The 23,818-nt window shown below is 52.8% G+C and carries 17 protein-coding genes, 2 tRNA genes and 1 pseudogene; 11 read left to right on the top strand and 9 right to left on the bottom strand.

The window, feature by feature from the left end:
- Positions 1 to 5: 5 nt before the first annotated feature.
- From clpP to WHS46_08175, 8 genes and pseudogenes are all read left to right on the top strand, one after another.
- Positions 6 to 620, top strand: a complete 615-nt coding sequence (gene clpP, locus WHS46_08210) for an ATP-dependent Clp endopeptidase proteolytic subunit ClpP (protein MEJ5348656.1) — start codon at positions 6 to 8, stop codon at positions 618 to 620.
- 334 nt (positions 621 to 954) lie between these two features.
- Positions 955 to 2,211: an ATP-dependent Clp protease ATP-binding subunit ClpX gene (gene clpX / locus WHS46_08205; protein MEJ5348655.1), complete on the top strand. Its 1,257-nt coding sequence runs from the start codon at positions 955 to 957 to the stop codon at positions 2,209 to 2,211.
- A 26-nt stretch (positions 2,212 to 2,237) separates the two neighbouring features.
- Complete coding sequence (gene lon / locus WHS46_08200; protein ID MEJ5348654.1) at positions 2,238 to 4,691, top strand: endopeptidase La; 2,454 nt, start codon at positions 2,238 to 2,240, stop codon at positions 4,689 to 4,691.
- 95 nt (positions 4,692 to 4,786) lie between these two features.
- Positions 4,787 to 4,862, top strand: a tRNA-Val gene (locus WHS46_08195).
- A gap of 8 nt (positions 4,863 to 4,870) precedes the next feature.
- Positions 4,871 to 4,947, top strand: a tRNA-Asp gene (locus WHS46_08190).
- A gap of 771 nt (positions 4,948 to 5,718) precedes the next feature.
- Positions 5,719 to 6,492 (top strand): annotated as a pseudogene (locus WHS46_08185) (transposase).
- A 298-nt stretch (positions 6,493 to 6,790) separates the two neighbouring features.
- Positions 6,791 to 9,235: a DUF4062 domain-containing protein gene (locus tag WHS46_08180; protein ID MEJ5348653.1), complete on the top strand. Its 2,445-nt coding sequence runs from the start codon at positions 6,791 to 6,793 to the stop codon at positions 9,233 to 9,235.
- Positions 9,232 to 10,758 (top strand): hypothetical protein, encoded by a 1,527-nt coding sequence (locus tag WHS46_08175; protein MEJ5348652.1) that lies wholly within the window; start codon positions 9,232 to 9,234, stop codon positions 10,756 to 10,758. The genes WHS46_08180 and WHS46_08175 overlap by 4 nt, the downstream gene beginning before the upstream one ends.
- Positions 10,759 to 11,181: 423 nt before the next feature.
- Here WHS46_08175 and WHS46_08170 read toward each other — a convergent pair whose 3' ends face one another.
- Positions 11,182 to 11,685, bottom strand: a complete 504-nt coding sequence (locus tag WHS46_08170) for a putative metalloprotease CJM1_0395 family protein (GenBank protein MEJ5348651.1) — start codon at positions 11,683 to 11,685, stop codon at positions 11,182 to 11,184.
- A 384-nt stretch (positions 11,686 to 12,069) separates the two neighbouring features.
- Between WHS46_08170 and WHS46_08165 the strand changes: the two genes are divergently transcribed.
- Positions 12,070 to 12,243 carry a hypothetical protein gene (locus WHS46_08165; GenBank protein MEJ5348650.1) on the top strand — a complete coding sequence of 58 codons (174 nt, stop codon included), beginning with the start codon at positions 12,070 to 12,072 and terminating at the stop codon, positions 12,241 to 12,243.
- 206 nt (positions 12,244 to 12,449) lie between these two features.
- Here WHS46_08165 and WHS46_08160 read toward each other — a convergent pair whose 3' ends face one another.
- From WHS46_08160 to WHS46_08150, 3 genes are all read right to left on the bottom strand, one after another.
- Positions 12,450 to 12,659 (bottom strand): hypothetical protein, encoded by a 210-nt coding sequence (locus WHS46_08160; GenBank protein MEJ5348649.1) that lies wholly within the window; start codon positions 12,657 to 12,659, stop codon positions 12,450 to 12,452.
- Positions 12,660 to 12,777: 118 nt separating this feature from the next.
- Positions 12,778 to 14,160: a GDSL-type esterase/lipase family protein gene (locus WHS46_08155; protein ID MEJ5348648.1), complete on the bottom strand. Its 1,383-nt coding sequence runs from the start codon at positions 14,158 to 14,160 to the stop codon at positions 12,778 to 12,780.
- A gap of 31 nt (positions 14,161 to 14,191) precedes the next feature.
- Positions 14,192 to 15,733 carry an SDR family oxidoreductase gene (locus WHS46_08150; GenBank protein ID MEJ5348647.1) on the bottom strand — a complete coding sequence of 514 codons (1,542 nt, stop codon included), beginning with the start codon at positions 15,731 to 15,733 and terminating at the stop codon, positions 14,192 to 14,194.
- 786 nt (positions 15,734 to 16,519) lie between these two features.
- Between WHS46_08150 and WHS46_08145 the strand changes: the two genes are divergently transcribed.
- Positions 16,520 to 17,461 carry a DMT family transporter gene (locus tag WHS46_08145; protein ID MEJ5348646.1) on the top strand — a complete coding sequence of 314 codons (942 nt, stop codon included), beginning with the start codon at positions 16,520 to 16,522 and terminating at the stop codon, positions 17,459 to 17,461.
- A gap of 83 nt (positions 17,462 to 17,544) precedes the next feature.
- On the opposite strand, the gene WHS46_08140 is transcribed toward WHS46_08145, so the two are convergent.
- The 5 genes from WHS46_08140 to WHS46_08120 form a co-directional block, all read right to left on the bottom strand.
- Positions 17,545 to 18,693 carry an acyl-CoA dehydrogenase family protein gene (locus WHS46_08140; GenBank protein ID MEJ5348645.1) on the bottom strand — a complete coding sequence of 383 codons (1,149 nt, stop codon included), beginning with the start codon at positions 18,691 to 18,693 and terminating at the stop codon, positions 17,545 to 17,547.
- A gap of 18 nt (positions 18,694 to 18,711) precedes the next feature.
- Positions 18,712 to 19,563: a 3-hydroxybutyryl-CoA dehydrogenase gene (locus WHS46_08135; protein MEJ5348644.1), complete on the bottom strand. Its 852-nt coding sequence runs from the start codon at positions 19,561 to 19,563 to the stop codon at positions 18,712 to 18,714.
- A gap of 18 nt (positions 19,564 to 19,581) precedes the next feature.
- Positions 19,582 to 20,757, bottom strand: coding sequence for an acetyl-CoA C-acetyltransferase (locus tag WHS46_08130; protein MEJ5348643.1), 1,176 nt, complete (start codon positions 20,755 to 20,757; stop codon positions 19,582 to 19,584).
- Between the two features lie 16 nt (positions 20,758 to 20,773).
- Positions 20,774 to 21,064 (bottom strand): DUF167 domain-containing protein, encoded by a 291-nt coding sequence (locus WHS46_08125; GenBank protein ID MEJ5348642.1) that lies wholly within the window; start codon positions 21,062 to 21,064, stop codon positions 20,774 to 20,776.
- An 86-nt stretch (positions 21,065 to 21,150) separates the two neighbouring features.
- Complete coding sequence (locus WHS46_08120) at positions 21,151 to 21,825, bottom strand: rhomboid family intramembrane serine protease (GenBank protein ID MEJ5348641.1); 675 nt, start codon at positions 21,823 to 21,825, stop codon at positions 21,151 to 21,153.
- 271 nt (positions 21,826 to 22,096) lie between these two features.
- Between WHS46_08120 and WHS46_08115 the strand changes: the two genes are divergently transcribed.
- On the top strand, positions 22,097 to 23,818 hold the full coding sequence (locus WHS46_08115) for a hydantoinase/oxoprolinase family protein (GenBank protein MEJ5348640.1): 1,722 nt from the start codon (positions 22,097 to 22,099) through the stop codon (positions 23,816 to 23,818).

The raw sequence follows: 23,818 nt of genomic DNA, 5'->3' as shown, positions 1-23,818 counted from the left end.
GTGTCATGTCTTTGATTCCCATTGTCATTGAACAGAGCAGTCGTGGTGAGAGGGCCTTTGACATTTATTCACGCCTTCTCAGGGACCGCATCATTTTTTTAGGCACAGCCATTACCGATGAAGTGGCCAACGTGATCATTGCGCAAATGCTCTTTCTAGAATCTGAAGATCCGGACAAGGACATTCATTTTTACATCAATTCTCCGGGAGGGCTGGTGACGGCCGGTCTCGCCATTTACGACACCATGCAATACATCAAGCCAAACGTATCCACGCTGTGCATGGGTCAGGCGGCGAGTATGGCGGCCGTGCTCCTGGCCGCCGGTGTCAAGGGGAAGCGTTACGCTCTACCCCATGCCCGTATTATGCTGCACCAACCCATGGGAGGATTTCAGGGACAAGCCACGGACGTGGATATTCAGGCTCGAGAAATCCTTCGCCTGCGTGAAGAGCTGAACAAAATTTTGATGCATCACACGGGAAGGCCTCTGGAACAGATTGAAAAGGACACGGACCGGGATTTTTATATGTCGGGGTTCCAGGCCAAGGACTACGGTCTGGTCGATGAAGTGATTGTGCGACGCGCTGAAAGCCCCACCGAGGGACCTCGCCCCGTGTAGGTCCAGAAGTCGGTTCGGCCAAAACTGTGGGCTCTTCCAATGGCGTGCCCGAGTGGCCGATTCTCAGGCAAAAAAAACAGAACCTTTGCGGGAAAGGGCGTTGTTCCACGGCACGCCGAGAAAGCCGTGCGATGACGCCCTTCTTGTTTTTGGCTCACATTTTGCTTTATTTGTTGCACGGGGCATGAGCCGTTGCTAGGATGCCTCACAAGGGTTATCATAAGGCAACCAACCAGCACATGGGGCTGGCGATCTCAAAGGCGGTATCAGGCCTAGGGGCATGAGGTTGATTCACGAGAGATTTTCCCCTAGGGTCAACGGAGGAGGATAGTCCATGGCGAAGAAGCGTGATGAGAGAACGGGAGAGCTGCGGTGCTCTTTTTGCGGAAAGAGCCAAAATGAGGTCAAGAAATTGATCGCCGGTCCGACCGTTTACATTTGTGACGAATGTGTGGAGCTGTGCAACGACATTATCGCGGAAGAATACGAACGTGACGAGGTCAACCGGGCGACTCAGATTCCAAAGCCCGCGGAAATCAAGGCGGCTTTGGATCAGTATGTGATTGGGCAAGAAAGGGCCAAGAAGATTCTTTCCGTGGCGGTGCACAACCACTATAAGCGCATCGAGCTGCGTCCGGACAAAAAGGACGACGTGGAACTGCAAAAGAGCAACATCCTGATGATCGGTCCCACAGGCTCGGGCAAGACTCTTCTGGCTCAGACTTTGGCCAAGATTCTGAATGTTCCCTTTACCATCGCGGACGCCACCACCTTAACGGAAGCCGGCTATGTGGGTGAGGATGTGGAAAATATTCTGGTAAGCCTCATTCAGGCAGCCGACTACGACATTGAAAGGGCGTCTCGAGGCATCGTCTACATCGACGAAATCGACAAAATCGCCAAGAAATCCGACAGCCCGTCCATCACCCGCGACGTATCCGGAGAAGGTGTGCAGCAGGCTCTGCTCAAAATTCTGGAAGGCACGGTGGCCAATGTGCCTCCCAAAGGCGGGCGTAAACATCCGCAACAGGAATTTATCAAGATTGATACCACAAACATTTTGTTCATTTGCGGCGGCGCCTTTAATCACCTGGACAGCATCATCAAGTCTCGAACAGGGATTAAGGGTCTTGGGTTTGCTGCCGATATCAGAAGTAAGGATGAAAGAAACATAGGGGAAACGTTGTGCCAGGTGCAACCGGAGGATCTCATCAAGTTCGGGTTGATTCCCGAATTTGTGGGGCGTCTTCCTGTCATCGCTACCCTAGGGGAACTGACGGAAGAAGAGCTGATCCAGATTCTTACGGAACCTCGCAACGCCCTGGTGAAACAGTACCGTAAGCTTTTTGAGCTGGAAAACGTGAAGCTCCGCTTTACGGAAGGGGCGCTTCGAGCGATCGCCAAGGAAGCCCTTCGCCGCAAGTCGGGAGCTCGAGGGCTGCGATCCATCATGGAAAATATCATGTTGGATGTTATGTACGATTTGCCTTCCCAAACGGACGTGGAAGAATGCGTGGTCAATGAAGAGGTCGTGATCAACAATGATCGACCTATTTTGCTCTATCACAGCCAGAGCCAAGAGTCGGCGTAGAAAGGTTTCTGGGAAAGCGGTTGCCTATGTTGGAAAAAATTCGCAGAAGAGATAATCCCGCGGCATTGGGGCGCTCGATCGTCATGCCTTTGTTGCCTTTGAGGGACATTGTGGTTTATCCGGCCATGGTGGTTCCTCTCTTCGTGGGGCGAGACAAGTCGGTAAACGCCTTGGAAAAGGCCATGCAGACCGACAAGAGGATTGTTCTGGCTGCCCAAAAAAACGCCAAAACGGATAACCCAGGTGCGGGCGACATCTACCGTGTCGGAACCGTGGCCACTGTTTTGCAATTGTTGCGTCTTCCGGACGGGACGGTCAAGGTGTTGGTGGAAGGGGAATCGCGTTGCCGTATTGCCGAATTTCTCTCCCAGCCCGATGCCTTTTACGTGAGGGTTGAAAACCTGGAAGAAGTTTTCGATGCGGACCCCACGGAAGTGGAAGCCTTGCGCCGGGGTGTGCGCAGCGCCTTTGGCTCTTATGCCAAGCACAACAAAAAGATTACTCAGGAAGTGCTGGACGCCGTCAATGAAATCGATGAACCGTCTCGACTGGCCGACACGGTAGCGGCCTACATGCCGTTCAAGATCGAGGTCAAGCAGAAACTTTTAGAGATCCTGGATCCCGTGCGGCGGTTGGAAAAACTTTTCGGGCATATTCGGGCTGAGATCGAGATTATCAAAACGGAGGAGCGCATCAAGGGCCGGGTCAAGAAACAGATGGAAAAGACCCAGCGGGAATACTATCTCAATGAACAGATGCGAGCCATCCAAAAGGAAATGGGGGAAAAGGACGATTTTAGGTCCGAACTGGAAGAGCTCGAAAAGCGCATCAAGAAGAAACGGCTCAGCAAAGAAGCGGCGGCAAAGGTGCGTCATGAGTTCAAAAAGCTGAAACTCATGTCCCCCATGAGCGCCGAAGCCACCGTGGTCCGTAATTACATCGACTGGATTCTCTCCTTGCCTTGGTGTGAAAAGACCAAGGATAAATTGGACATTGATCAGGCGGCGGCTGTTTTGGATGAAGATCACTACGGGTTGGAAAAACCTAAACAGCGCATCCTGGAATACCTGGCCGTGCAGTCCTTGGTGAAAAAGATCAAAGGTCCCATTTTGTGCTTTGTGGGCCCTCCCGGCGTCGGCAAGACCTCTCTGGCCCGATCTATCGCTCGAGCCATGAACCGCAACTTTGTGCGGCTGTCTTTGGGGGGCGTTCGAGACGAAGCGGAAATTCGAGGGCATCGACGTACCTACATCGGGGCGATGCCCGGCAAAATCATTCAAAGCCTTCGCAAGGTGAAAAGCAACAACCCCGTGTTTTGTCTCGACGAAATCGACAAAATGACCATGGATTTTCGAGGTGATCCTGCGGCTGCGCTCTTGGAAGTTTTGGATCCGGAACAAAATTTCGCCTTCAACGACCATTACCTGGATCTGGATTTCGATCTGTCGTCGGTCTTTTTCATCACCACCGCCAATACGCTCCACTCCATTCCCCTACCCTTGCAGGATCGCATGGAAATCATTCGACTTCCCGGATACACGGAGATCGAAAAGTTGCAGATCGCCAAAGGGTTTTTGGTGCCCAAACAATGTGAAGCCAACGGTATCACGCAAGAGAATGTCGTCTTTTCCGATGAGACATTGCTCCACATTATTCGCCACTACACGAAAGAGGCAGGAGTACGTAATTTAGAGCGAGAAATCGCCTCCATCTGCCGTAAGGTGGCGAAAGAAGTAGTGCGAAGCGGCCCACAGACTCGTGTGGTGCTGACGGAAGACATTATTCAGGAGTACTTGGGCGTGCCTAAGTTCCGTTATGGTCGAGCCGAGGAGAAGGATGAGGTCGGTTTGGCCATCGGGTTGGCATGGACGGAATTCGGCGGCGACCTTTTAGGCATCGAGACGGTAATCATGCCGGGCAAGGGCAAGATTATCATTACCGGAAAACTTGGGGAAGTGATGCAAGAATCCGCTCAAGCCGCCTTCAGCTATGTGCGGTCTCGAGCGGAACGCTTAGGCATTCCCAAGGATTTTTATGAAAACAACGACTTGCATGTCCATGTGCCGGAAGGGGCCATTCCAAAGGATGGTCCTTCCGCCGGGATCACCATGGCCACGTCCATGGTATCTGCCCTGACCAAGATTCCTGTGCGGAGCGACCTCGCCATGACGGGCGAAATCACACTTCGCGGAAGAGTGCTGCCGGTTGGCGGACTCAAGGAAAAGATTCTAGCAGCCCATCGAGGTCTTATCAAGACTGTGCTTATTCCTGAAGAAAACGCAAAGGATTTGCGAGATATTCCCGCGAAGATTCTCGAAGAAGTCAACGTGGAACTTGTGGGGCACATGGACGAGGTGCTGCGCAAGGCTCTGGTTTTGGACGATCCGGACCAACTTTTCAAGGACACTTCGACGCCTGCGCAACCTGTGTTCTTTGGAGCCGAACCGGTCCCATGCCCGGAGGACATTCACGCGCACTGAAAGGCTCCAAAAACCGCTTGACATGGTCGTGGGAATTCGGCTAGTAAGGGGCCTCACGTAAGGGCGAGGCCGACATGATCCCGACGGATTTTCGGGGGCGGATAGCTCAGGTGGGAGAGCATCGGCCTTACAAGCCGGGGGTCGCAGGTTCGAGCCCTGTTCCGCCCACCACAACACAAGGGGACGTAGTTAAGACGGTTATAACGCCGGCCTGTCACGCCGGAGGCCGCCGGTTCAAGTCCGGTCGTCCCCGCCAGTTACCAAGAAGGGCTTTACCTTCATGAGGTAAAGCCCTTTTTTGGTGTCTTCTGTCCTTAATCAATCAAAAGAACCTAAAAGATCGCCTAAGGGCTCGCATCACCTCCCTATCGGACGCTATCGCCCACAGACCAGAGGAAGGTACGCAGATCCAAAGATCGGCTCCAAGCATTTTGATCAATTTGGGCAAACGAGAGGCACGCCACCAACGTCAATGATACGACCAAACCGCCTAGATTTTTGTCGACACTCTTTTGAATCGAGACAACCGCATTTGCCCGGAGTCCGAAGAAAACGATGGAACCACTCAAAGTGTTCAGAATGGACATGAGATGGTTTGAGATGGTCGGCTCTGCGTGAGAAAGGCTTTAATCCGTGAGATTGTGTCTGTAGATAAAACTATCTTGTCGCATGTATCGTATTGAATTTCATTCGCTTTTGTGTTATAGGATCTCCTGTCCCAATTTCACCCGGCAGGTGCCCTCATGAAAAGAATGGAGCTTGAACAATCTCGAAGGCCTTCTCCAGCGGTCACTCGGGCCTGGTTCTTGTGGGCGATTGGATCAACGGCGGCACGGACCTTTGCTAAAGCTTGGAGAAGGAAGTTCCGGGAGGGCCGGTGATTTCTCATGCGGATGGGGTCAGGACCTCCACAAAGAAAGAAGGGGTGTCGCGGACGTACCGGAACGATGAGGAATACGCGTCGATTGCGGCCTACCTCGGCCGAAACCGATGGTGTCTGGGCATGAAGCTTTGACCCGGGTCTCAGCATTCCCAGAACGGATTTGTGGGGTTTTTGTGCAAGATGGTGGTGCATGCTCGTAAGGATACTCGAAGGCCCCTGCTGGTGCGAACCGACTCGGCTCACGATGCTGTGGAAACGCTTGTGGAGCTTCGCCGACACCCTGATGTGAACTTCATCATCCAATGGAATCCACGCGGGGCGGACCGCCTTTCTTGGCGTGATCGGGCCTTCAGGGAGGGCCGTGTGACGGAGCCTCGGCCCGGCAAGAAAGTGGCGATCCTCAGCACATGGGTGACACGACACTATGGAGGGGAAAGCTATCGGTTTCGCCTGGTGATCCGGGTCACCGAGCGAATATCGGATGCCAAGGGACAAATGCTGATCCAGCCCGATATCACGCTGGAGGGTTGGTGGACGTCTCTTTCCATCGATGAGGATCAAGGGATTCGGTTGGATGAAAAGCGGGGTCTGAGTGAACAGTTTCACAGTGAGATCAAGTCCGATCTGGACTTGGAGCGATTGCCCTCTGGAAAGTTTGCGACCAATGCTTTGGTGTTGACCCTGGGCGGACTGGCTTACAACATCTTGCGCATCCTGGGGCAAAACGGGCTCTTGGGCCGTTTTTCGCCCGTACGGCATCGGGCCAAGCGGCGTCGCATCAAGACCGTGATCCAGGAACTGATCTATCTGGCAGGGCGCTTGATTCGAAGCGGTCGTCGGCTGAAGCTCCAGTTTAGCCGGTATTGTCATGCCTTTCGAGCACTTCGGAGCGTCTATCTAAATTTTTGCCCAGGGTAAGGCAAAAGGAATTCGTTGCAAGAGCCTGGATCCATTCTATGTTCACATTGAACGGGGATGAGCTATGCCCGAAAACAGCTGAATGATCACAGTCACGATCACTTTTCTACCGCTCGAGAGGCGATGATTCGGGCAACCGACTGAAACAGGGCATCGTCGACTGCTCAAAACGGGGTCACCATGCCAGCAACTCAGATCGGTCCACCACACCTCACGGATTCAGGACTTAAAATTTCAGAAGGCTTTTCACGCCAGCCTACCTTCTGCATGACCGCCTAACCAAGAGGAGAACAACTAGATGGCCTTACTCAAGACCGCCGTTTTTATCGCATCACGTTTTGAGGAATTTACAGAGTTGCGAAGGCAGCTCAAGGATCTGATTGCAAATCACCGAGCAGTGCAGCTTACGCCCATCGACCTCAACGATGGTCATGTCAGCCACAGACCACCATTGGCCGAATGCTTGGGGTACGTGCGACGGTCCGAGTTCATGATTCTACTACTGGGCGATACCTACGGCAGTCTGGCACCGAAAACCGATAAGTCATTCACCCACCTTGAATACGAAGAGGCTATAAGCGAAGGCTCGGGTACCCGCGTACTGGTTTTCGGAATAGGCGAACATTACCGGGGTGGGCGATTAAGATACTCAGACGACAGACGTCTAGCGGCGTGGCAAAAACAGGTCGAAGAAAACCATACAATGGGTTTCTTCGATCCTGAGACCCCCGTCGAGGTGATTGCTCAAACCATTTTCAATAAGCTTTTGGCTGCGTTGTACGAGATGCGCTTCGGAGCGCTCTCGGTGGAGGAACGTGAAGATGTCCAGTACGAACTTTTCGACGCGATCGAAGATGAATCACTGCTCGACGATTCTGAGGTCAGGGCGCTTGAAGAGCGTAATTCGCTATCGCCATCGCTGGTTGACGACAAGGCGCACTTTACGAACACATTGGCGGCGATCACCCAACCAGCGGCCGTGGCTGCACTGGAGCAGCGCGTACAGGCGCAGCGCGCCCTGGATGTTGGCGAATGGAGCGTGGCGATTCGTCATTTAAAACGGGCCTTGGAATTCAAGCCGCTTGATTTGATGAGCAACTACTGGCTGGCCCAGCTGTACGTGGCGCTTGGCCGCAAAGAAAAAGCATTTGAGGCGATGGATAGGGCAGAACGGGCTGGGCGCATCGCCGAGCTGGAGAAACTGCCATATCGAGCTTCTGCGGCCTACATGGTCGCTGCCCGCGCGGCTCAACTTGCTGGTCGTCTAGATGAGGCGCTCCGCTTTGCTAAACAAGCTGTTGAAGTCGCACCGCGTTTTGCTCGAGCATATGTTGAACTGGCACGCCAAAGCATGCTGTGCCGCGAGAACGAGAGAAAGGCCACGCTCGAAGCGATCGAGACGGCATTCAGGATTTACCCCAAAAGCTTGCGCGAGGTTTATCGCGATCCTGTATTTCGTCCCATTCGCAAAGAAATAGGTAAGCTGTTGCAACAGCTAGAAGAAAAGATTGCTCGCGACGCGGCCGACGTGGTTCGAATTGAAGGTGAAATCGCCAAGCTGGCAGGAAAATCCGCTGTAGAGGTGAAACTTGAGGGAAAAACGATTAACCTATTGATTGAGGCTGGACGTGAGTCCTGCCGTCGGCAATACGATTACCTCTGCACTCTCGTAGATGAAGCCGAGCAGAAGATGCAGGAACTTCACGCCGAAGCGCCAAAGCTGCCGCCTGCGACGAAGGAACTGCTAAAATTCAACCGACCAGGTCGGGCACAAATCGTCCAATGGTTCAAAAAGCCCGGTGACGTCATTCGGCCTGAGGAGACCGTTTTTTCCTTTCAACATGAAGGATCAACAAAGATTATTCCGTGGTTGTTTCGGGGACATACTGCCGTGCGCATGACAGCACGCACCGGCGACGATGGAACGTGGGTTTTTTCCGACGACTCTTACATTTTTGAGCATGTTCCTGCAACTGTTGAACTCCCCGAGCCCAGCCGAGTGCAGCGATTGCGCGAAGAAATTGAAACCACCGAGAGCAGATTGCTGGCTGTCGAGGAACGATTAAAAAACAATTGCTTACGCAAAGACGAAATAGCACATTCACTGAAGTCATTTCCGCGGCATGGGATAGACATTCCCGGAATGGCGATGCTATTGACAAGCGCTGTTGGTGCTGTGCTAGGGTCTCTATTAATTTACCTCGGCCTTCTACGATATGCGATACTTCCTTTTTTCATAGCTATTTTTTTTGCTAGTGTCGGTTACGATAGGCGTAGAGAATATCGCAGCATGCTGGGGGAACTGCAACTGTCATTGGACGAGATCAAGCGAGATGTAGGCCAAGATACCAGAGAAAAGGCTCTATATGAACAAGAGCTCGCCTCACTCCGCAATGAGTTGGGGGCTATTGAAAAGGCTTGTGAAGATGCCAAGGATCGGGCTCGTAAGGCTTTAAAACACTTCGAGGGTGTTACCCTGCGCAAGGTAGGCATGCTTCTGCCGTTTCCCTCTATTTACGGTGTGCGAGTGGGCGATGTTGTCAGAATTTTTGATCGACAGGTGGATCAGATCAAAAATGAATCGTCTCGCGATGTTGAACTGCGTGATGATTTGCCTGAATGGCTTATGAGGGAGGGAGAGGCTAAGGGTAAGGCTTACTTGATGCGAGTGATGGAAGCGTCTCCCGAGCGTGTGTTGCTTTCACATTGGCACGCCTATTCCGGCGCAAAGAAGAATCAATGAGCATTCCTCTGCTGATTGGAATCATCGGACATCGCAAATTTCCGGAAGAATATCGGTGCGACCTGGAAGCGGAGTTATCTCAAGCCCTGGATGAGATACGATCACAAGTGCCGAACACGCCTGTTGTTTTGGTTTCTTCTCTGGCAGTTGGAGCGGATCGTTTGGGAGCGAAGGTAGGACTTGCCAAGGGAATGAAACTCATTGTTCCGCTCCCATTTGAGAAAGTTTTATTCGAACAGGATTTTCCTGGTTCGGAAAACGAATTTGAGAACTTGCTGGCTCAGGCGCAATCTTGGTTTGTCGCTACCGAGTCGGAATTCTGCGGCTACGAGGGGGCCAGCCGATGGATTGCCCGTCACTGCCAGATCATCATCGCGCTTTGGGATGGCAAGCAGGAAGAGCCTGCGCCAGGTGGTACGGCGCATACTGTGCAACTCCGGACTAAAGTCGGAGAATCTGGGCACACGCTTTCGAGCGTTGCTGACTATATTGGCCCTGTGTTACATATTCACTGTCCACGAAATCCGTGTGAAAAAAGGCGAAAACCACATTGGATCTGGCCAGCGAATCCCGATGATCAAACAACCAATCTCAGCCAATTGCTCTCGCCACTGGATCAATTTAATGCAGAAGCGAAGAAGGTTTGTAAAGCATCAGTGTCTGATTTCCTAAAACAACTGCCTGAGCAACTACTCGTTGAGTCCAACCTGAGTCGGGTATTCGCTTTGGCAGACCGCCTGGCAATTTTCCATCAACGGCGGTTTCGGTTTGCCCTAAATGCGTCCGTTGTTTTAGCAATTATAGGTTACGTGGTGCAGCAAGTTTGGGTCACCACACCCGGGAAAATTGGCGCGAGCTTATTCTTGACTTTCGCGCTTCTGGTCATCTGTCTTTCGAATCGTGGCAGGAATCTTGAACGCTATCTTGAGTACCGAGCCCTGGCCGAAGTGCTCCGCATCGCCTGCTTTTGGCGTTTGGCGGGTGTGACAGCAACCCCAACAGATAGCTTTTTGAATCAACATTGGGGCAATTTGCTCTGGATACGAAGTGCGGTGAATGCATTGTGGATTCCCGATACCTCGATTAAGCCAGATCTTGACTTGGTGAAAACATTCTGGATCGATGACCAGCAGCGTTTTTACCAAAAAAGGAGCGGAGCTAGCGGGCTTGCTGCGCGTTGTGCACGTTGGCTTACAAACATTTGTTTTGCGGCAAGCGTAACCCTGGCATGGCTTGGTGCAGTCAGTGCCGAATGGGAATTTTTTACAACCATGTTGTCTAGCGTATTACTGTTGCTTGTTGGCGCCATAAGCCATTACACCCATACCCGTGGATGGGAGGAAGACGCCTCACGTTACAGATCTATGGCCGCACCATTTTCCTGGTGCCAGCAAATTTGGCGATACGGCGACGAGAAAACACGGCGCGTTCTCGTTCAGGAGCTCGGCAGTGAGTGCCTAGCTGAACTTTCGAACTGGCTGCTGATTCACCGGAACAAGCCGATTAGCCTTATCAAGGAATGAGTTCGGCCTGCTGGAAGTTACAGTAACTTCACACCGGTTTTATGGATCCGCAGAAGCACTCTCTGTTACGTTCCAACCCCAATAGCAAGCCGTTCGGTAGTTGTAGATTGCCGGATGATTCCGAGGTCATGAGACCAAAGGGCCCTTCGAGCCCATGGCATTTGCCATCTTTGGGCCACATTGCGCACCCGTTTGAGCGGACAAGTCCTTCTGAAAACAAGTATGCTGAACGACATAGGCCAGAGGATTCATATTCGGCATACGTCCGAGCCTGAACCCATCTATGTGGAGACTGACAACGTTCTTTGGCTACCAACTCGCCCGTTCAAGAGCCTTAAGAACGTTGACTATAAAACCCGCAGTGGATAAAAAAAGTAGAGATCTAATAGTAAATAAGTTAAACCCCAAAAAGACAAACTTGGGTTAGCTGTAAACGGATAATACGGACGGCACCTCCGATGGCTCGCGAAGCTTCTCACGAGAGTAGGCTGTGTGGGCCTTCTTTAAAAGGAGTTCCTGTCTGGCTTTTTGAATCTCCATGTCAGCTTTTGACGCGATGACTCTGTCCTGTGTGGAGGGTTGTGCCGGAGCAAGAGCCGCCTGCTTAACCACCTGCATTTTTGCCATCGTGGCCTGAGGATCCCCAGGAACAGGACTTATGTCCAAGGTGACCTCTCCACCAATGGCGTACAATTTTCCGTCAGGTCCTCGCTGATATTCGAAACGGGCCGCTCCTCGAACGTAGCGTCCCCCGGCGACGATGTGGGCCTGTTCATGGGCTCGAACTTCACGATCACGTTGTTGTAGCTTCTGGACTTGCTTAATCTCTACTTCCGAAAGATTCTGAACTTTGTCATGGCGGGAGACGGTGGTCGCATTCCGGTCAAAGGGCGAGAAAGTAGGATTTTGATCCACGGGTTGAATCATACCGAAACCCCAAGCAGATCATTTTCTCAAAGCACTGCTTTATCATGCAATTTACTTTGTATCATAGTCAAGACTTCATGAGGATGCAACACCATCCATCTCAAAAGGTGGCCTGAACAGAGCCTCAAAGTTCCGTTAATGCCCAGCATTTTGTGTCAACTTTCTGCCTTCCAAACTTTGCCGTATTGCTAGGTTTTTTCGCTCTTTTCCCAGAGGGTTTGACCTCAGGTGTGCTTCCATTTTAAAGGCAAAAAAGGCAGGCAGGGCGTCCCTGGAGAACTCTCCTGCCGGGGTTTCCATTGGTCTGGTTCTGTGTCTAAATTCCTTGTTGAGCCATTCCATGATGCAGCTCGTTTTCAGGCAATCCATTCTACTTCAGGGAAGTTGAAGAAAGTCAGTTCTACGCTGATCGGTCGCGCCTTTGGCGCTCTTGGAACAGCCTTGACTTCCTTCATGACCGGCTTGATGACCCTGCAACGGTGGCAAATCCTTCTGGCTCTCGCAGGTCTTGTGCCGGCCATTTCCGGCCCGTCCGTGATCATCCCATGGCTGAAATGACGCCGGCGCAACCTGAAAACTCATCCTCGATGCTTGTGGCTGGGCTGTGAAGATCGGCGCACGACTCAATATTCCCCTTGGAAAAACCCTCACCGGAGTCGCTCGGCTTCCCGAAGGAACCCAGAGGACTCTCAAGGATCCCCATGCCGAAAAGTTAAGAGCCTGAAGCCTGTGGCTTCTTCTTGTAGCTCTATTCGCAGCCGCTCTCATTCTATGAAGTAAGGGCTGCTTTCCGCAAAAGACTTCTTTGAAAAAACCCAGCCTGCCGTGACCGCTTCGGCACAACAGCCCAGATCCGCCACACGAGCACGGAAAAAACAGGCTTCGAACCCGTCATCAAAACCCGCCTCACCTTCCAAGACCGACTGAAGATAGACAAAAGCTTTGAGGAGAAAAGGCGGAGCCGAAGGCGACATCGCCTTCGGCTCTGCTTTATCCACATTCCTACGAATCTTTAAAGGTTATTTCAGCACGTTCTGGAACACTACTCCCACCACACCATGCCCTGTTTTGACACACCTCCAGGGCATGGAGTTACAGGCGGAAGAGCTCGCGAAAGACTTGACGAACCTGATCCGGCGTCCACAGGGTTGTGCCCCGCGCTGAAGGGTCTCGTAACGTGTCCAGAATATTCAGTGCTTCTTGACGATCTTCGACGGACAGCTCCATGAACTTTGATGTCCTTTCCGGGATGGACTCATTCACGTCGCCGGAAATACCCAGAATAGGCCCGAGGGTTTCCAGCATACCGGCCAAAGGGCGTCCTCGCACTCGGCCATCCCCGTCCAGGTCCACAAAGGGATCCTTAGCAGCAATATCGTTCAGAATGGATTGATTGAGCGTGGACACATTCCAACCATATCGGACCTTCAATGTGGAGAGAAACTCGTTGGCTACCAGGGCATGCCCGATATTGGACGGGTGCACACCATCGAGGCTAAAAAGCCCACCCAGGTAACGAGGCGTGATGGGGACTCCTGAGTAGTAAGGCGGATTTTCTGCAATCTGGTTAAATTTTTCGGAAATATTGACCACCGGAAAACCGTATTGTGTTGCCGTCTCGTAGATAATCTGGTTCAAGGCGTTGGTCCGGTCCTGAATGAGTGCCGTTTCATCCGAGTCCAGCACATAGTTAGGGTCTTGCAAAATACTCAAGTCGGCAAGACCGAGTCGGATCGAAAACAAAGCGGCGACAGTTGTTCTGGAGCCTTCATCGAGGTAATTTCCAGGCCCCAAGAATCGAACGAGGTCATCATTGTCGAGCAGAAAGCCGATGTGAGTCACATCGGGAATGTCGGCCAGAACCACTTGCTTTGCGCTGGCGCCCAATCGAGAGACAAGTTCTCTATAGTTTTTCTCAAAGTCTTCCGGCCTGGTCATGAGCAGAGAAATTTGGGTCGAATTCAATTGGTCAAAAGCGAGAACAGCGGACAACACGTCGTTGCTTCCAATCCAGCAAAGGACTGTGGTGGGCTTTACGGCTTCAACGATTTCGATCTGGCTTCCTATCCTGGGAAAGAGCACCAGTTCCGTCTCGTTGGAAATGGCTCGAGGAGATGAAGCTAGGGCTCGATCGTTTAGAACAGACCAGGAATCTGCTCCGGAAACGGCTAGATTGCTGGATGTCGTATAGGGAAAGAGCCTATACCGAACAGAAGTATCCCCCACCACTCCTAAAGGGCCGCTGACTATGTAAGGCAACACGAGATTCCAGCCGGCCTGGCGCGCCACCCAGACCCCGTAGCTGTAGGGTTGGGTTCGTAGATTGGCGTCCGCGGACTGCACACCTTCCCCCAGGCTGTCTCCCACAATCATCAAAGGAGGCCCCGCCCAGGCCCACGGAAGAGCTTTCGAGGCTGTTCCCAGCATTCCCTGCACACATACCAAAAGAACCAAGAATTTTACCGTCTTTTTCATCCTCTTTTCCTCCTCTTCGAGTCCAAGCCCGTCAGGCTGCCAAATGACAAACATGCGGCAAACGCGCATCAAAAGGTTCCGGCCCTCCCAAGGGAACGGTTTCAAGAGCCTTAGCCAGTCCTATCAGCAGACCTCGAAAGATGCGCTTGTGAAAAGGAGCCAACAGAGTCCAATAGGCTATACCGGTGAGACCTCGAGGAAGAAAGCGAGCGATGACTTGAACTTCCGTGCGTTGGGCGTCCAGAGGCGCCAGGCGAAAATCCAGTATGGCCTCGCCGGGCATTTTCATTTCAGCCAGGAGCAAGAGACGTCGTTCAGGAAGGATTTCCAAGACGCGCCAATAATCGACTGTATCACCCACGTACAATCGATTGGGATCACGTCGTCCGCGCATATGGCCGAAACCGCCCACAAGTCGATCCAACCAGCCACGGACACGCCAGAGCTCATTCCCAAAAAACCAGCCATGCTCTCCACCAATCCGTTCCACCTCCTGCCAAATTCTTGATGGGTTTGCGGAAAGCGTCATTCGGAAGGCACATTCCTTCACGGTTCCCCCCGCGTAGGGGGCATCTCCGCACTGGACCCATTCGGGTGGTACGGACCAGCCCGCATCAGACCAACAGGTTTCGACCTGAGCCTGCTGAATCTTTTGAAGCGCTTCGCGAATCGCCTCACGACAGCTTAGAAGTTTTTGAGGTATCCACTGGCGGATACGAAAATCTTCGCACACCACGGCGTTTCGCAGTCCCTCCGCAAGGGGCTTCGCCAAAGCCATAGGAACGGGAGTGACAAGATTCAACCAGTAGGAACTCAACCGAGGTGTCAGCACCGGTACAGGGATTATCCATCGGCGTGGCAGGCCTGCTTCTTCCGCATAGATACGCATGAGATCCTCGTAGCTCAAGACGTCCGGACCGCCGATGTCCAGGGTTTGACCCAACACATGAGGAGATTCCAAACAGCCTTCAAGGTAGTGAAGAACATTGCTGATAGCGATGGGCTGGCATGGTGTGCGCACCCAACGCGGTGTGATCATGATGGGAAGTCGATCCACAAGATACCGAAGAATTTCAAAGGAAGCACTTCCGGCTCCAAGAATCATGGCCGCTCTAAGGAACGTGGTGGGGGTCGGCCCCGATTGAAGGATATGAGCCACTTCCATTCTCGAGCGCAAATGCTTGCTGAGATCCTTTTCTTCACGCCCCAGGCCGCCCAAGTAGATGATTCGTTCCATACGGGCCTTGCCCGCCGCAATGACCATGTTTTCCGCCGCTATTCGGTCGGCGTGGGCAAAATCTTTTTTCCCGGGAGCCATGGAATGCACCAGATAGAACGCGGCTCGGCATCCTTGAGCGGCCCGTATAAGAGAATCACGATCCATGACGTCGGCTCGAAAGACTTCCAGGTTCGAATGACGTCCCCAAGGACGGCATCGCACCTTCGAAATGGATCGAGCTATGACACGAACCCTGTAACCTGCGGCCAAAAGCCTCGGGGTGAGTCGCCCACCTACGTATCCAGTCGCTCCTGTGACTAAAATAGGCTTACTGAATCGCTCCTCTCCGTGCATGGGCACACTCCTTTCGTGCAAGGTAGCCATCGAGGCAGGCGCCGTCCCCTGTGGGGCGGCCCGGCCTTTCCGCCGCTCGACTTTCCGTAAGGTTTGCAAAACAATCCAAGCACCGAATAGGGCGCATCCCTTAAACGAAGCTGACGGGACCTGTTCGTTGCCCCGCGGTCAAGAAACGGCGATCCATTTCGAAAGGACCACATCTTGGTGGTCCTCAGAAGCATCGCCCAAGTTTTCCTCAGTATGCCTAACTTCAACTGTCATGAAATTTCTTGGCTCATTCATATCCATTTTGCCATGCGGCAAGCAAGAAAAACCGAAACGGGCTATCCTACACGCGGTGCCATAGAGAATCGTCTTTGGGAGGACACATGGGTCCGCCCCTACAGGGAATGCTGGAAAGGGCAAATTTAAGCGAAAAAATCCCAAAGATATTGCCCGCCGGGTCTCTTGGGGGCGGACAGACGGGGCCGCCCCTACATGGAATAGTCGAAAAGGGAGGGAACTCTCAGGAAAGTTCTTTAGCAGTGGTGGAAAGCCTATGCCAAGAAGAATCCATTTTTGAAAAAATTTTTAGGTGGGGATCCGCCTTTCAGGAAACCCAGCCAAGAGCGCCTCCTTCGACGGCTTTACCGGCATTCTCTATTACACGCCGTCTTTGAAAGCAGAACAAACTGACCTTGGTTTGCCTCTCTTGAGCTTGACTCTTTGAAATCTTCTCGGTTAAGGGATAGCTTTCCGAAAACGGCACCGCTTATCGACTCTCTCGCGCCGCGGGGTTTGTTCATGCACACGCAGACGCTCAAAGCCGATCTACTTCTTCTCACAACGGCCATTCTCTGGGGCGTGGCTTTCGTTGCCCAGCGTAAAGGGATGGAATTCATTGGGCCTATGGCTTTTAACAGCATACGGTTCGCCTTGGGAAGTCTCTCTCTCGTGCCCTTGATTCTCATGATGGACAAGGGAAAAAACGACCGGAAGATTTTGCCTCATTCCGACACGAGGTGGCGGGCGGCATGGCGATCCGGTCTTCCCGTTGGTCTGGTGCTTTTCGGTGGCGCCACGCTGCAACAGGTCGGTATTGTTTTTACCACTGCAGGAAAAGCAGGGTTCATCACGGGGCTTTATGTGGTCATGGTTCCGCTCTTCGGTTTGCTTTGGAAACAAAGACCTTCCTTGGGTACCTGGGTTGGAGCTGTTCTGGCCGCCGTAGGGCTTTATTTTTTGAGTATCACCCAGGAATTTACCATGGAGTTCGGTGATTTCCTTGTCCTTCTCGGAGCTTTTTTTTGGACTGCTCATGTCTTGCTTTTGGGATGGCTATCCCCTCAAAGGGATCCCGTGAAATTGGCATGCTGTCAATTCGCGGTATGTTCGGCCTTTAGTTTGCTTTCGGCCCTTTTCTTTGAAACCTTTTCGTGGCAGGCGGTTCACAATGCCGCCATTCCCATTCTTTATGGGGGATTTTTTTCCGTCGGCATTGCCTACACCTTGCAAGTGGTGGGACAAAAAAACGCCCCACCTGCCCATGCGGCTATTCTTTTGAGTATGGAATGCCCCATCGCCGCTCTCGCCGGATGGATCCTTCTCGGAGAAACGCTCTCTTTCAGAAGTCTTCTGGGTTGCGCTTTGATGCTTGCCGGCATGCTGCTCTCTCAACTTGCCACCATTTTTCGACCCGCTCCTCAGTACCTCAAAATGCGCGCCTCTTCAGCTTCCAACAAGTGATGTCTCCGTAGCCACGCAGGTATCAAAAAAGCGAGGGCACGCCATGTGTGCCCTCAGTACGAGAACGGCGTTTGAAGCGGTTCTTATTTCAAGAGTTCTCGAGCAATGATAAGTCGCTGGATTTCACTGGTCCCTTCGTAGATGCTCGTCACACGAACATCCCGGTAATAACGTTCCACGGGAAAATCTTGGGTGTACCCATAGCCACCGAGAATTTGAATGGCATCATAGCATGCTTTGTTGGCCGCCTCCGTCGCGTAAAGTTTTCCCATGGAGGCTTCCTTGGAATAGGGGCGCTTCTTTTCCTTAAGATAAGCCGCTCGAAGCAGCAACAGTCTGGCCGCTTCCAACCTTGTGTAATTGTCTGCGATCATCCACTGAATGGCCTGATGCTTGGCAATGGGCACACCGAACTGAATACGTTCCTTGGCATAGTTGGTGGCAAAATCCATGGCGGCCAAGCCTATCCCCAGAGCCATGGACCCGATTCCGATACGACCTCCGGCCAATTCAGAAACCGCGATACGAAATCCATCATTCACTTTGCCCAGCACGGCACTTTCCGGCACGCGGCAATCTTCAAAAAGAAGCTCGTTAGTGGAAGAGCCGTGTTGGCCGAGTTTTTTTTCATCCTTCCCGATAGTAAAGCCCGGCGTTCCCGGTTCCACCAAAAAACAGGTGATCCCTTTGCCCTTTGGAGCCTCCTTGTCGGTCACGGCCCACACCACAAAAATGCCGGCGTATTCTCCACTGGTAATCCACAACTTGGTGCCGTTGATGACCCAGTGGTCTCCGTCCTTGACGGCGCTGGTGCGTATGCTTGAAGGATCCGAACCCGCCCCAGGCTCCGACAAAGCGAAGCTTCCAGCAGCGTATTCCCCGCTGCACAAGGGAGGAATATACCGCCTCTTTTGTTCTTCTGTGCCCATGGCTTGAATGACTTCGGCCACCATGTTGGTCACAGACGTGGTCACGGTGGTGGCGGCGCAGGCACGTCCCAACTCCGTCATGGCCAGAGAAAAGGCGACAACCCCAGCCCCTGTACCTCCGTATTCCGGATCCACGTTCAAACCCATGAAGCCGAGTTCCGCCAATTTCTTGAGGTTTCTTTTCAGTATCTCTCGGTTCTTGGTTCGATCCAGTTCGGCCGCCACGGGTTCCAGTTCGTTTTTGGCAAACTTGGCGGCGGTATCCTGAATGATTTTTTGCTCTTCGGTCAGCTCAAAATGCATCGAAGCTCTCCTCCCCTCTCAGCTGTACTCGTAAAAGCCTCGACCCGCCTTACGGCCCAGCCAGCCGGCTTCCACGTATTTACGCAAAAGCGGACACGGCCTGTACTTGGAATCGCAGAATCCTTGGTACAGTGTTTCCATGATGGCGAGACAGGTATCCAGGCCGATGAGGTCGGCAAGGGCGAGAGGGCCCATGGGATGGTTCATGCCGAGCTTCATGACCGTGTCGATGTCTTCTCGAGTGCCCACACCGTGGTAGAGACAATAGACGGCTTCGTTGATCATGGGCATGAGGATACGGTTGGCGATAAAGCCCGGATAATCCTGGGCCAGAGCCGGAGTTTTGCCCATTTTTTCCGCAAGCTGCCAAGTGAGCTGAAAAGTTTCATCGGATGTGGCAATGCCGCGAATGATTTCCACCAGTTTCATCACCGGAACGGGATTCATGAAATGCATGCCGATAATTTTTTCCGGCCTCTTGGTCTTTCCGGCAATACGTCCTATGGGAATCGAGGAGGTGTTGGTAGACAGCACGGCATGGGCCTGGCAAAGGTTGTCCAGATCCTGAAAAATCTTGAACTTGATCTGTTCATTTTCCGTAGCCGCTTCCACCACGAAATCGGCGGCAGCCATGTCCTTAAGATCCACGGAGGTGCGAATACGCCCCAGCACCGCGTCCATTTCTTCCTGACTCATCTTGCCTTTTTCCACACTACGAGCCAGGTTTTTCTTGATGGTATTGAGCCCTCTTTGGACAAACTCTTCCTGAATATCGTTCATGATCACCGAAAGGCCGCTCATGGCTGCCACTTGGGCAATCCCGTTTCCCATCTGGCCGGCACCGATCACACCAAAGGTTTTCACTTCCATGGGTTTCCTCCTCTTTCTTTATCGCTTCACCACAAGCGCTACCGCTTCACCCCCGCCAAGGCACAGGGAAGCTAGGCCTATTTTCTTGTCCTGTCGAATCATTTCATGAATCAGAGTGACCAGAACACGTGTTCCGCTGGCTCCAATAGGATGCCCTAAGGAAACACTGCCCCCGTTGACATTAACCTTGGCCGGATCCAGCTTCAGTTCCCTCAAGACGGCCACGGTCGAGCCGCTAAACGCTTCGTTGACTTCGTAGAGGTCCACATCCTCGAGTCCAAGCCCTTCTTTCTTGAGGCACTTGGGGATTGCCCAAATGGGAGCTACCAGCACGTACTTCATGTCAATGCCGGCAGAAGCTTGAGCTCCAATGGTGGCCATAATCCGGCAGCCCATCGCTTCCGCTTTTTCCCTGGCCATGACCACCACCGCTGCAGCCCCATCGGAAATAACCGACGCATTGCCCGCCGTGGTCACCCCACCTTCCTTAAAAGCCGGCTTCATCTTGGAAAGGGCTTCATAGGTGGTTTCCCGAGGGCATTCATCCTTGGCAAAAAGAACAGGATCCCCTTTGCGTTGCGGAATGGGCACCGGCACGATTTCATCCTGAAACTTGCCTGCGGCGATAGCCGCCAAAGAGCGCCGATAAGATTCCTCCGCATACCGATCTTGGTCTTCTCGGCTCACTCCATAGCGTTCACTACACAATTCATTGGAAATGCCCATGTGAAAATCATTGACAATGTCCCACAGACCGTCGTGAATCATATGATCCTTAAGCTGCCCATGGCCCATGCGGTAGCCCGTGCGAGCCTTGTCCAGAAAATACGGAGCCATGCTCATGTTTTCCATGCCACCGGCCACCACCACGTCGGCATCACCCGTTTGAACGGCTTGAGCGGCCAGCATGACGGCCTTCAAGCCCGAGCCACAGACCTTGTTCACCGTCAAGCATTCCACTTCCCATGGCATACCCGCCTTAACGGCTGCTTGTTTGGCCGGGTTTTGCCCGTAACCACAAGGAAGGACCTGCCCCATGATCACTTCGTTCACGTCTTGTTTTTGAATACCTGCGCGTCGCACGGCCTCTTCGATGACAAAGGCACCCAGAGCTGTAGCTCCGATGTTCGAAAGAGAGCCGTTGAAGCTTCCCAGCGGCGTTCTCACCGCACTGACAATAACCGCTTCCCGCATGATTCCGTCCTCCTTCTCAGCTTCCGTTGGATGTGGGCGAAGGCCGCTCTTCGCCATACCCGAGCGCTTCAAAGATTTCCACGAGCCGCTCGGCGTTCGTTCCTTGAATCAAAATCACTTTCTTTCGGCTTTTATCCCCGTAAAGCAACCGGACTCGGCTTTTTGCCGTTCCCGTTAAATCTGCCAAAAATCGAAGACATTCCCTATTGGCGGCTCCTTCCACCGGTGGGGCACACAATTTGATCCTGAGCTCCCCATGTTGAACACCCACAACCTCGGTTCGACGCGCCTTCGGTTGCACAGACACCGACACGGTCGCTCCATCAGGATGATTCTGCAAAAAAGATGGAAGCTTTTCCTGTGTCGATGGGAAACCCTCTTTCTGTTCCCGATTCATGGACGCCCTCGAAAGACCTTTAGAAACACCATGCCGGCAAGAAATCCGCCGATATGGGCCCACCAGGCCACCCCGCCCACCTGAGTCCCGCTACCCATGAGGGAAAAGGTGCCGCTGAAAAATTGCATGACAAACCACACCCCGAGAAACACGTAAGCCGGCAGCTCCACAATGCTGAAATAAAAAAAGATCGGAACCAGGGTAAGCACCCTGGCTCGCGGATAGAGCAGAAAATAGGCTCCCATCACCCCGGCAATGGCCCCACTGGCTCCGATCGTGGGCACCGAAGAAGCGGGGTTTGTGATAATGTGGAAAAGAGACGCCGCAAGGCCGCATAACAGGTAAAAAAACAGATAACGACCATGCCCCAGAGCACTTTCCACGTTGTCTCCAAATATATGCAAGATCCACATATTGCCAATCAGATGCATCCAACCTCCGTGTAAGAACATGGTCGTCAGAAAGGGGATCGCTTGTTCCAAAAGACTGAAGCGCGCCGCCACCTGCGGATGCGTGTAGCGAACGGGGACGATGCCATAATGGTAAATCCACACCCGCAGGCTCGGCCCCAAAGCCAATTCATAAAAGAAAGCCAGAACACAGATCCCTATGATCCCGTAAGTCACCGCAGGAAAACGCCTGGAAGGATTGGCATCTCGCAGGGGTATCATCGGCTCGTCGCCCTTGTCGTTTCAAAGGACTTCTGATGCTCACTAAATCGGTGCACGATAGCCTCTTTTGCATTTGTTGTAAAGCAATGGTTGTTTGGTGTTTCGAAAGCAGAAACGGTTCATTGACAGAGGAACGGCTTTTGACTAGCATCTTCAATGTTTGCAGGACCTTGTTCATGAGGCGCGACGTGAGCCTTTTCGTTGTCTTAGACGACTTCCAAAGGCGATTTCATGCGACATCGGGAATTCCCCAGAGACTTCGAGGTTAGTCATGATCATAGGACTGGATGTGGGCGGCACGCACACCGATGTGGTCTTGTTGGGCGAGCAGGGCATCGAATGTCAAGCCAAGGTTCCCACGACCCACGACGATTTGCTGGCTTGTGTCTGGAAAGGTTTGGAAGCGGTCACCTTGGGCGTGGCGCCTCATGAGGTGGAACGCCTTGTGTTGAGTACCACCCTGACCACCAATGCCATCGCTGAAGCAAAGCTTCCCCCGGTAGGGATGATTGTGGCGGCCGGACCAGGTTTGGATCCTGAAGCTTTCCGCACCAGCGAACATTATTATTCGGTTTCCGGTTCCATCGATCATCGAGGCCGAGAAATTCAACCCATCGAACCCGTGGAGATAGAGGCCATCGCTTCCAAGTTGCGCAAGGAAGGTGTCCGTCACGTGGGGGTGGTGGGGAAATTTTCCGTACGTAATCCCAAACATGAAACCCAGATTCAACAGATCCTTGGAGATCATTTTGATTACGTGGTTTTGGGGCATCGACTTTCGGGACATCTGAACTTTCCCCGCCGTATCGCCACAGCCTATCTCAATGCGGCAGTCTATTCCATTCACAAGAAGTTCTTCGACGCCGTGCGACGCTCCTTGAAAAGAAACGGCCTGGCCATTCCCATTCATATCTTGAAGGCGGATGGCGGGACCATGAGTTTTGACGCTTCCTTGGATCTTCCCGGACAGACCATTTTATCGGGTCCCGCGGCCAGTGTGATGGGCTCCCTGCCCTATGCCACGGAAAACCTGGACACCCTTGTTTTGGATATCGGTGGCACCACGACGGATATGGCCATCCTTGTAGGCACCGTGCCTCTTTTGGCAGCTCAGGGTGCTGAAGTAGGTCAATTCCGAACGCTTATTCGCGCCCTGAGAAGCCATTCTCTGGCTTTGGGGGGAGACACTGCGGTGCGGGTCAAGGACGGACGTCTCCAATTGGGACCGGATCGAGAAGGGCCGGCTATGGCTTTCGGCGGTCCCACACCCACCCCTACCGATGCCATCATTGTCCTGGGCGAGGATTTGAAAGGAAACCGGGCGGCTTCCGAACGCGGTATGGCTCAGGTGGCTCAGGCTTTGGGGTTGCCTTTGCGCGAAGCCGCTCAATGGGTTTTTGATGAAGCATGCCGAGGAATTCTTCGGGCCGCCGAAGATATGGTTCAAGCCATCAACGCCAAACCGGTCTATACCGTGCGTCAACTTCTGGAAGGCTATCAGGTACAACCGAAAGAAATCCTTGTTCTGGGAGGTCCGGCCCCCTACTTTGCCAAACGCATGCAGGAAATTTCGCCTTATTCCGTACGTGTCGTGCCTTCGTGGGATGTGGCCAACGCCGTGGGAGCCGCCTTGGCCCGCACCACATGTGAACTGACCTTGTTTGTGGACACGGAACGAGGAATCGCCACGGCGCCCGAAGAAGCTTTTCATCAGCCTGTGAAACGCGATTTCACCATGGAAAAGGCGGTGTCCTTGGCCTTGGAACTGCTTACGGAAAAAGCTGTTCGAGAAGGGGCAAGCCGCGACGATCTGGAAACGGAAGTCTTAGAGAAACTGCAGTTTAACATGGTTCGAGGTTTCTACACCACAGGCAAGTATTACCGTGTCCGTGTCCAGGTGAAACCGGGCCTCATCAGCCATTACCAATCTGTGGTTCAAAAAATGCAAATCACCTATGCCAGCGCACCCTGCGGCTCTGCACGGTCTTCCTAA

The sequence above is a fragment of the Desulfosoma sp. genome, from assembly GCA_037481875.1.
Classification (GTDB): domain Bacteria; phylum Desulfobacterota; class Syntrophobacteria; order Syntrophobacterales; family DSM-9756; genus Desulfosoma.
This window is presented reverse-complemented; position numbering and strand designations above follow the sequence as displayed.